Origin of the sequence: Paracoccus zhouxuedongae (genome assembly GCF_041927815.1) — a bacterium.
Taxonomy (GTDB): Bacteria; Pseudomonadota; Alphaproteobacteria; order Rhodobacterales; family Rhodobacteraceae; genus Paracoccus.
Window position 1 is genome coordinate 256,005 of sequence record NZ_JBHFHM010000004.1, and the last position, 7,553, is coordinate 263,557.

Here is a 7,553-nt window from a genome sequence, read left to right on the forward strand (position 1 = left end):
GCCATGCAGGACCAGACCCAACCCACCGCCCCAGCCTCGGACCGCGCCGATCCCGCAGATGAGGGCGACAGTCGCCAGCCGCGCGAAGGTCGCAATCTGCTGACCCGCATCCTGGATGTGTTCAGCCCCAGTGACGGCGAACCGGACGATCCGCCGCCCCCGCCGCGCCCCGCCGATCAGCCCGGCCTGATGAACCTGCGCGCCAAGCGCGTCGATGATGTCGCCATTCCCAAGGTCGAAATCACCGCCGTTCCCGTGACCATCGGCAAGGACGATCTGGTCGAGGTGTTCCGCGAACATGGCTATAGCCGCATCCCGGTGTTCAAAGGCACGCTGGACAGCCCGCTGGGGCTGATCCACCTGAAGGATCTGGCGCTGAACCACGGTTTTGGCACGGCGGGCAAGCGGTTCAACCTGCGCAGCCTGCTCAGGCCGTTGCTGTTCGTGCCGCCCTCGATGCCGATCGGGGTGCTGCTGCAAAAGATGCAGGCGCAGCGCATTCATATGGCGCTGGTGATCGATGAATATGGCGGTGTGGACGGGCTGGTGACGCTGGAAGATCTGGTCGAACAGGTCATCGGCGAGATCGACGACGAACATGACGAGGCCGAGGACAACCTGTGGAAACAGGAAAAGCCCGGTCAGTATCTGGTGCAGGCCCGCGCGCCGCTGTCGGATTTCGAAACCGAAATCGGCATGGCGCTGGTCGCGGCCGAGGATGCCGAGGAAGTGGATACCCTGGGCGGGCTGGTGTTCATGCTGACCGGCCGGGTGCCGGCGCGCGGCGAGGTCATCCCCCATGACACCGGCGCCGAGTTCGAGGTGGTGGACGCCGATCTGCGCCGCATCAAGCGGCTGCGGGTGCGGCTGCCCGACGGCGCGGCCTCCGTCGACGCTGGCGCCGCATGAGGCGTCCTGCGCTGTGGCGCGCGCTGGCGTTGCTGGCGCTTGGCGCGGTCGTGGCGCTGGGGCAGGCCCCCTGGGGAGCTTGGTATGCCGCGATCCCGGCACTGTCGCTGATCTTCTGGTGCGTCGCACGCGCGCCCGGATGGCGGATTGCGGCGCGGCGCGGCTGGTGGGCGGGCACCGGCCATTTCGCGGCGGCGATGTTCTGGATCGTCGATCCGTTCCTGGTGGAACCCGAACGCCACGGCTGGATGGCACCCTTTGCGCTGCTGATGATGGCGGGGGGCATGGCCTTGTTCTGGGCCTTGGCCGCGGGGATCGGGCGGCGCATCGGCGGTGTGCTGGCCGTCGCGCTGGCACTGGTGGCCAGCGATGCGCTGCGCGGCTGGATCTTCACCGGCCTGCCCTGGGCGCTGACCGGGCATGTGCTGATCGGCACGTCCGCCATGCAGATCGCCGCCTGGGGCGGGGCCTTGGCGCTGTCGGGGCTGGTCTGTGTCGCCGCCGCCTTGCCGGTGATCGGCCGTGGCGCGCGCGGGCAGGGGGTGGGCGCGGTCGCGGGTTTCACACTGATCGCACTGGCCTTTGGCCTTGGCTCGGCGCGGCTGGCGCAGCCGGTCGCGGCCCCGGATGGTGTCGCGGCCCCGGATGGTCCCGTCGTGCGGTTGATCCAGCCCAATGCCGCGCAGCATCTGAAATGGGATCCGGTGGAAAGCCAGGTGATCTTCGATCGCTCGCTGGCGATGACCGCCGCGCCCGGCCAATTGGATCGGCCTGCGCTGATCCTGTGGCCTGAAACTGCCGTCAATTTCCTGCTGGACATGCCCGGCGCGGGGCTTGCGATGATCTCGGAGGCTGCGGGCGGCGCGCCGGTCGCGCTTGGCATCCAGCGGCTTGAGGGGCGGCGGTTCTACAACAGCCTGGCGATGATTGATGCGGGCGGGCAGATCGGCGCCGTCTATGACAAGTTCCATCTGGTTCCCTTTGGCGAATATATCCCGCTGGAAGGTGTGCTGATGACCACCGGCCTGTCGGCCTTTGCCGCGCAGAATGGCGGTGGCTACAGCGCCGGTCCTGGGCCTGCGGTCATCGACCTTGGGCCGGGGCAGGGCGGGCGGATGCAACCCCTGATCTGCTATGAGGCGATCTTTCCCCGGCATGTGCGGGGGGGCAGCGACCGCCCCGACTGGCTGTTCAACGCCACCAATGACGCCTGGTTCGGGCAGGCGGCAGGGCCTTATCAGCATCTGGCGCAGGCGCGGCTGCGGGCGGTGGAAAACGGCCTGCCGGTCTTGCGCGCGGCCAATACCGGGGTCTCGGCGGTGATCGACGGGCGCGGGCGGCTGCTGGCCAGCCTGCCGCTGGGGCAGGCGGGGTTCATCGACCACGCCTTGCCCGCGCCTTTGCCGCCCACGCTTTATGCGCGGCTGGGTGATGGCCCGCTGCTGGCCGTGCTGGTGCTGGCGCTGCTGGCTCTTGCCTTGCGCCGCAGGCCAGCCTAAGCCGCGCGCCATGAGTGACGCATCCGAACCGACCCCGCAGCAAACCGACGCCACCGGCCGTCCGCGCCGCAATTTCTATGGCCGCACCCATGGCAAGACGCTGCGCGCCAGCCAAAAGACCTATCTGGCCGAGGATCTGCAACATCTGCGCCTGCCGGGTGTCGGCTGGGACGAGAACCCGACCCGCCAGCCCGCCGACCTGACTTGGGCGCCGGGGCCTTTGTGGGTGGAAATCGGCTTTGGCGGCGGTGAGCATCTGGTGCATATGGCGGCGCGCTATCCGCAGGTCTCGATCATCGGGGCCGAGCCGTTCGTGAATGGCGTGGCGATGCTGGTCGGGCGGATCAAGCGGGCGGGCGTGACCAATCTGCGCATCCATCCGGGCGATGCGCGCGATCTGTTCGACGTGCTGCCCGAAGGCCGGGTCGAGAAGGCGTTTCTGAACTATCCCGACCCCTGGCCCAAGGCGCGCCATCACCGCCGCCGCTTCGTGACACCCGAGCATCTGGCGCCGCTGCACCGCGTGCTGGCACCGGGGGCCGAGTTCCGCGTGGCCACCGACATTCCCGATTATGTCCGCCAGACGCTTGAGGAAGTGCCGCCCGCGGGCTTTGATCTGCTGGATCAGGGCGGCACGCCGTGGGACGACTGGCACTCGACCCGGTATGAGCAAAAGGCGCTGCGGGAAGGCCGGGTGCCGCATTATCTGACCTTCCGCAAGCGGTAGGTGCGGATGCGTATTTGGACAAGAAAGAAGGGCAAGGGGGCGCGAGATGGCCGGGCATGACGTGGCAATTCCGATGGTGGCGCGGGTCTCGGGTCCGTTGTCCGGCGTGGCCGAGGTGCCGGGCGACAAGTCGATCAGCCACCGCGCGCTGATCTTTGGCGCCTTGTCGGTGGGCCGCACCCATGTGACCGGCCTTTTGGAGGGGCAGGACGTGCTGGATACCGCCCGCGCCATGGCGGCCTTTGGGGCGCGGGTGAACCGGCTGGGGGCGGGGGAATGGACGGTCGATGGCGTGGGCGTCGGCGGGTTCAGCGAACCTGATCAGGTCATCGATTGCGGCAATTCCGGCACCGGGGTGCGGCTGATCATGGGGGCGATGGCGACGACGCCGATCACCGCCACCTTCACCGGCGATGCCAGCCTGACCAAGCGCCCGATGGGCCGCGTCACCGACCCCTTGTCGCTGTTTGGCGCCCGCGCCTTTGGCCGCGCCGGTGGTCGGCTGCCGATGACCATCGTCGGCGCCGGGCTGGCGCAGCCGGTGCGCTATGCGCTGCCGGTGCCCTCGGCGCAGGTGAAATCCGCGATCCTGCTGGCGGGGCTGAACGCGCCCGGCGAAACCGTGGTGATCGAGCCAGAGGCGACGCGCGATCATACCGAACGGATGCTGGCGGGATTTGGTGCGCAGATCCGCAGCGAAATGACCGATCAGGGCCGCGCCATCATCCTGACCGGCCAGCCCGAGCTGCGCCCGCAGACCGTGGCGGTGCCGCGCGACCCCTCATCCGCGGCCTTCCCGGTGGCGGCGGCGCTGATCGTGCCGGGCTCTGACATTCTGGTGCCCGGCGTCAGCCAGAACCCGACCCGCAACGGGCTTTACACCACCCTGGTCGACATGGGCGCCGACATCGCCTTTGAAAACCCGCGCGAGGAAGGCGGTGAGCCGGTGGCCGATCTGCGCGTTCGCGCCAGCAGCCTGAAGGGCGTCGAGGTGCCGGCCGAGCGCGCCGCCAGCATGATCGATGAGTTCCCGATCCTGTCGGTCATCGCGGCCTTTGCCGAAGGCCCGACCGTCATGCGCGGCGTGCGCGAATTGCGCGTCAAGGAAAGCGACCGGATCGACGCCATGGCGCGCGGCCTCGAGGCCTGCGGCGTGGCCGTGGACGAGGCCGAGGACATGATGACCGTGCATGGTCGCGGGGCCGACGGCGTGCGTGGCGGGGCGACCTGCAAAAGCCATCTGGATCACCGCATCGCCATGTCCTTCCTGGTGCTGGGCCTGGCCGCGAAACATGCCGTCACCGTCGATGACGCCAGCCCCATCGCCACCAGCTTCCCGGCGTTCGAGGGTTTGATGGCCGCGCTTGGTGCCAGGATCGAACGCGTGTGAAGGGGGGCCGCGACTGGCCCTTCTTTCTTGCCCAAATACGCAGCGACACCACCACCGGGCGGCCCCGCCCGGTGCCGGGATCAGCGCCGAAACCGGGCCAGCAACTGATCCAGCTTTGACGCGGCGGGTGCCTCGGGCTGGGGTTCGGGCGCGGCTTTCGCCACCTCGGGCGCGGGCTTTCCGGGACGCTGTGGGGTCAGCGCCTGCATCACCGCCGATTGAAACCGCGCGTCATCGCCTGCCGACAGGTGATCGGCGGCCCGCGCCACCTCATCCAGCAGCGGTGCCAGCCAATCCTGATCGGCCTTGGCGAAATCCGACAGCACATAGCCCGCCACGCGATCCTTGTGGCCGGGATGGCCGATGCCCAGCCGCACCCGGCGAAAGCCATCGCCGATATGCTGGGTGATCGACCGCAACCCGTTGTGACCCGCGTGACCGCCGCCCGCCTTCATCCGCAACCGCCCCGGCGCAAGGTCAAGTTCGTCATGGAAAACAACCACATCGGCCGGGGTCAGCTTGTGAAAGCGCATCGCCTCGCCCACCGATTGCCCAGAGAGGTTCATGAAGGTCTGCGGCTTTAGCAGCCAGATCTTGCCCGCGCCGATCCGCGCCTCGGCCAACTGCCCCTGGAACTTGACCCGCCACGGCCCCGCCGCATGGCGATCGGCAATCGCGTCGATCGCCATGAAGCCGATGTTGTGGCGATGGCCCGCATATTGCGCGCCGGGATTGCCCAGACCAACCCAAAGCTGCATGTCGCCCCTCCCTGTTGCCATCCTGCCCAAAGAAAACGGGCGGGGAAACCCCCGCCCGCCTGTTCGCGTGACCCGGACGGATCAGGCCTCGGCTTCGCCTTCCTCGGCTTCGGCATTGTCAGCCGAACGCAGGCCCGAGGGCGCGCCGATATTGGCGATGACAAAGTTGCGCGCGATGGTCGGCTTGGCGCCGTTCGGCAGGGTGATGTCCTGAATGTGGATCACGTCGCCGATGTCCTTGCCCGACAGATCGACGGTGATGTGATCGGGGATGTCACCGGCCAGCACTTCCAGTTCGACCTCGGGGCGGACCACGACCAGCGTGCCGCCGCGCTTCAGGCCCGGCGATTTCTCGTGGTTTTCAAAGGTCACGTGGATGAACAGGTTGATGCGGCTATTGCGGTGCAGGCGCATCAGGTCGACATGCGTCGGCAGGTCTTTCACCACGTCGCGCTGCACGCCGCGGCAGATCACGCGCACGTCGTCCTGGCCCTCGACCTTCAGGTTCCACAGGGTCGACAGGAACCGGCCGGCCTTCAGCTTGGCCAGCAGCGGGTAATACGCCAGGTTGATCGGCTGCGGGTCTTTGCCGTCGCCGTAAACGATGCCGGGAACGTAGCCCTCACGACGGGCTTGACGGGCGGCCCCCTTGCCTGTCCCCGTCCGCACCACAGCCTCGAGATTCGGGATCTCTTTTGCCATTGGTCTTCTCCTTACAGAAAACGGCCCTCCTCCAAGGGTGCAGGGCCGGGAAAGGCTGCCCATAGCCGGGATCGCCCGCTTTGGCAAGGGCTGGCGGTGGCGGTCGTCGCCGTCGGGCCATTGCGGGGTTGACCGGCTTCGTCTACAGTCATTCAAACCGCTTTGGAAGCATCGGAAGGGCCATCATGTTGAACGATCTGCGCCTGTCGCGCGCGCCCGCTGCAGCACTTGCGGCCATCGGTGCCTTCTGGGGCAATTTCGCGGCCTGGCTGCCGCAGATCAAGGCGCAGGCCGGGGTGGGCGATGCCCGGTTCGGGGCGCTGATGGTGCTGTCGGCGGTGGGCGGCATGGCGGCGATGGCGCTGGTGCCGCGGCTGGATCGGGCGCTTGGGCCGGTGCTGCTGCCGCTGGGGGCGGGGCTTCTGGCGATGGTGGTGTTCCTGCCGGTGGGGATCACCGGGCCGGTCAGTTTTGCCCTGACCATGCTGGCGGTGGGCGCCAGCATGTCGCTGATCGACATCGCCGCGAACCTGCGCATCGCCGATCTGGAAACCCGCCACGCCCGGCCGCTGATGAACCTGAACCACGCGGTGTTTTCGCTGTCGCTGGCGGGGGCGGCGGGGTTGGCGGGGGCGATCCGCGGGTTTGGTGCGGGCTACTGGACCTCGGCTTTGGCGATGATGATGATCCTGGCCTGCCTGGGCCTGCTGACCGTGGACCTGCGCGCAGCACCTGCGCCCGCGCCGCAACAGCCGGGCGCGCAGCCGACCCCGCGCGGACTGCCCTGGGCGGTCGTCCTGCCCGCCGCCGCGATCCTGTTTTTGTCCTTTGTCGCGGAAAACGGTACTGAAAGCTGGTCGGCGCTGCACTTTGAGCGCAGCCTGGGCGTGGCCGCCGGGCACAGCGCCTTCGGCCCGGCGATGTTCGCACTGACCATGGGGATCGGGCGGCTGATGGGGCAGGCGCTGGCCATCCGCCTGGGCGAGGCGCGGCTGATCCTCGCCTCGGTGCTGTTTGCCGTCCTGGGCGCGCTGGCGGTTTCACTGGCGCCGGTCGCAGGGGTGGCGCTGGCGGGGATGGCGGCACTGGGACTTGGCGTGGCGGTGGTCGTGCCTTCGGCCAATTCGCTGCTGGCGCGCGGTGTCGCCCCCGAGGTCCGCGCGCTGTCCATCGCGCGCGCCTGGATGATCGGCTTCACCGGCTTCTTCGTCGGCCCCCCGCTTCTGGGCCTGGTGGCCGAGGGCGCCAGCCTGCGCTGGGCCTTTGCCGCCATCGCGCTGCTGCTGGTGCTGATCCTGCCCGCGCTCGCGCGGCTGAACAAGGCTGGAAAATCAGCGATCTAGGGGGCGATCTTCATAGTCATTGTGAAGATTCGCTGTGATCCGGCCGCCAAAACGGAAACGCGTGTCAGATCAATTGGATAAGAGACGAGCTTCACATTATCTGTGAACGTCCTTCTTTCTTGCAAAAATACGCGCGGGGGTGCGGGGGTAGCCAGCCCCGCTGCAACGTCCCCATCAGCGATAACCGTCAAGAAATCCGTCCGGCAGCAGCAGATTATGCCGCCC

At 68.1% G+C, this 7,553-nt stretch carries 7 protein-coding genes; 5 read left to right on the forward strand and 2 right to left on the reverse strand.

The genetic code is table 11. The features are described from left to right. Positions 1–3: 3 nt before the first annotated feature. The 4 genes from ACEYYA_RS07285 to aroA are packed head-to-tail and all read left to right on the forward strand — an operon-like array spanning position 4 to position 4,525. A complete protein-coding gene (locus tag ACEYYA_RS07285; protein ID WP_374799092.1) occupies positions 4–909 on the forward strand; it encodes a hemolysin family protein in 906 nt (301 codons plus the stop codon). Beyond that, positions 906–2,408, forward strand: a complete 1,503-nt coding sequence (gene lnt / locus ACEYYA_RS07290) for an apolipoprotein N-acyltransferase (RefSeq protein ID WP_374799094.1) — start codon at positions 906–908, stop codon at positions 2,406–2,408. The genes ACEYYA_RS07285 and lnt overlap by 4 nt, the downstream gene beginning before the upstream one ends. A 10-nt stretch (positions 2,409–2,418) precedes the next feature. Beyond that, positions 2,419–3,135, forward strand: coding sequence for a tRNA (guanine(46)-N(7))-methyltransferase TrmB (gene trmB, locus ACEYYA_RS07295; RefSeq protein ID WP_374799096.1), 717 nt, complete (start codon positions 2,419–2,421; stop codon positions 3,133–3,135). A 46-nt stretch (positions 3,136–3,181) separates the two neighbouring features. Next, positions 3,182–4,525, forward strand: a complete 1,344-nt coding sequence (aroA, locus tag ACEYYA_RS07300) for a 3-phosphoshikimate 1-carboxyvinyltransferase (protein WP_374799098.1) — start codon at positions 3,182–3,184, stop codon at positions 4,523–4,525. 80 nt (positions 4,526–4,605) lie between these two features. Here the strand turns inward: aroA and pth are convergent, their stop codons facing one another. Both pth and ACEYYA_RS07310 read right to left on the reverse strand, forming a co-directional pair. After that, the gene (gene pth / locus ACEYYA_RS07305; RefSeq protein ID WP_374799100.1) at positions 4,606–5,283 is read right to left on the reverse strand and encodes an aminoacyl-tRNA hydrolase; all 678 of its coding nucleotides are present in this window, start codon (positions 5,281–5,283) and stop codon (positions 4,606–4,608) included. An 81-nt stretch (positions 5,284–5,364) separates the two neighbouring features. After that, positions 5,365–5,985, reverse strand: coding sequence for a 50S ribosomal protein L25/general stress protein Ctc (locus tag ACEYYA_RS07310; RefSeq protein WP_374799102.1), 621 nt, complete (start codon positions 5,983–5,985; stop codon positions 5,365–5,367). A gap of 185 nt (positions 5,986–6,170) precedes the next feature. Between ACEYYA_RS07310 and ACEYYA_RS07315 the strand changes: the two genes are divergently transcribed. Continuing rightward, the gene (locus ACEYYA_RS07315; protein ID WP_374799104.1) at positions 6,171–7,328 is read left to right on the forward strand and encodes an MFS transporter; all 1,158 of its coding nucleotides are present in this window, start codon (positions 6,171–6,173) and stop codon (positions 7,326–7,328) included. Positions 7,329–7,553 lie beyond the last annotated feature (225 nt).

What these genes read in the sequence shown, in the direction of transcription:
- ACEYYA_RS07315 (WP_374799104.1), top strand. Translation starts at nt 6,171, where the DNA reads ATGTTGAACGATCTGCGCCTGTCGCGCGCGCCCGCTGCAGCACTTGCG.
- trmB (WP_374799096.1), top strand. Translation starts at nt 2,419, where the DNA reads ATGAGTGACGCATCCGAACCGACCCCGCAGCAAACCGACGCCACCGGC.
- lnt (WP_374799094.1), top strand. Translation starts at nt 906, where the DNA reads ATGAGGCGTCCTGCGCTGTGGCGCGCGCTGGCGTTGCTGGCGCTTGGC.
- pth (WP_374799100.1), bottom strand. Translation starts at nt 5,283, where the DNA reads ATGCAGCTTTGGGTTGGTCTGGGCAATCCCGGCGCGCAATATGCGGGC.
- aroA (WP_374799098.1), top strand. Translation starts at nt 3,182, where the DNA reads ATGGCCGGGCATGACGTGGCAATTCCGATGGTGGCGCGGGTCTCGGGT.
- ACEYYA_RS07285 (WP_374799092.1), top strand. Translation starts at nt 4, where the DNA reads ATGCAGGACCAGACCCAACCCACCGCCCCAGCCTCGGACCGCGCCGAT.
- ACEYYA_RS07310 (WP_374799102.1), bottom strand. Translation starts at nt 5,985, where the DNA reads ATGGCAAAAGAGATCCCGAATCTCGAGGCTGTGGTGCGGACGGGGACA.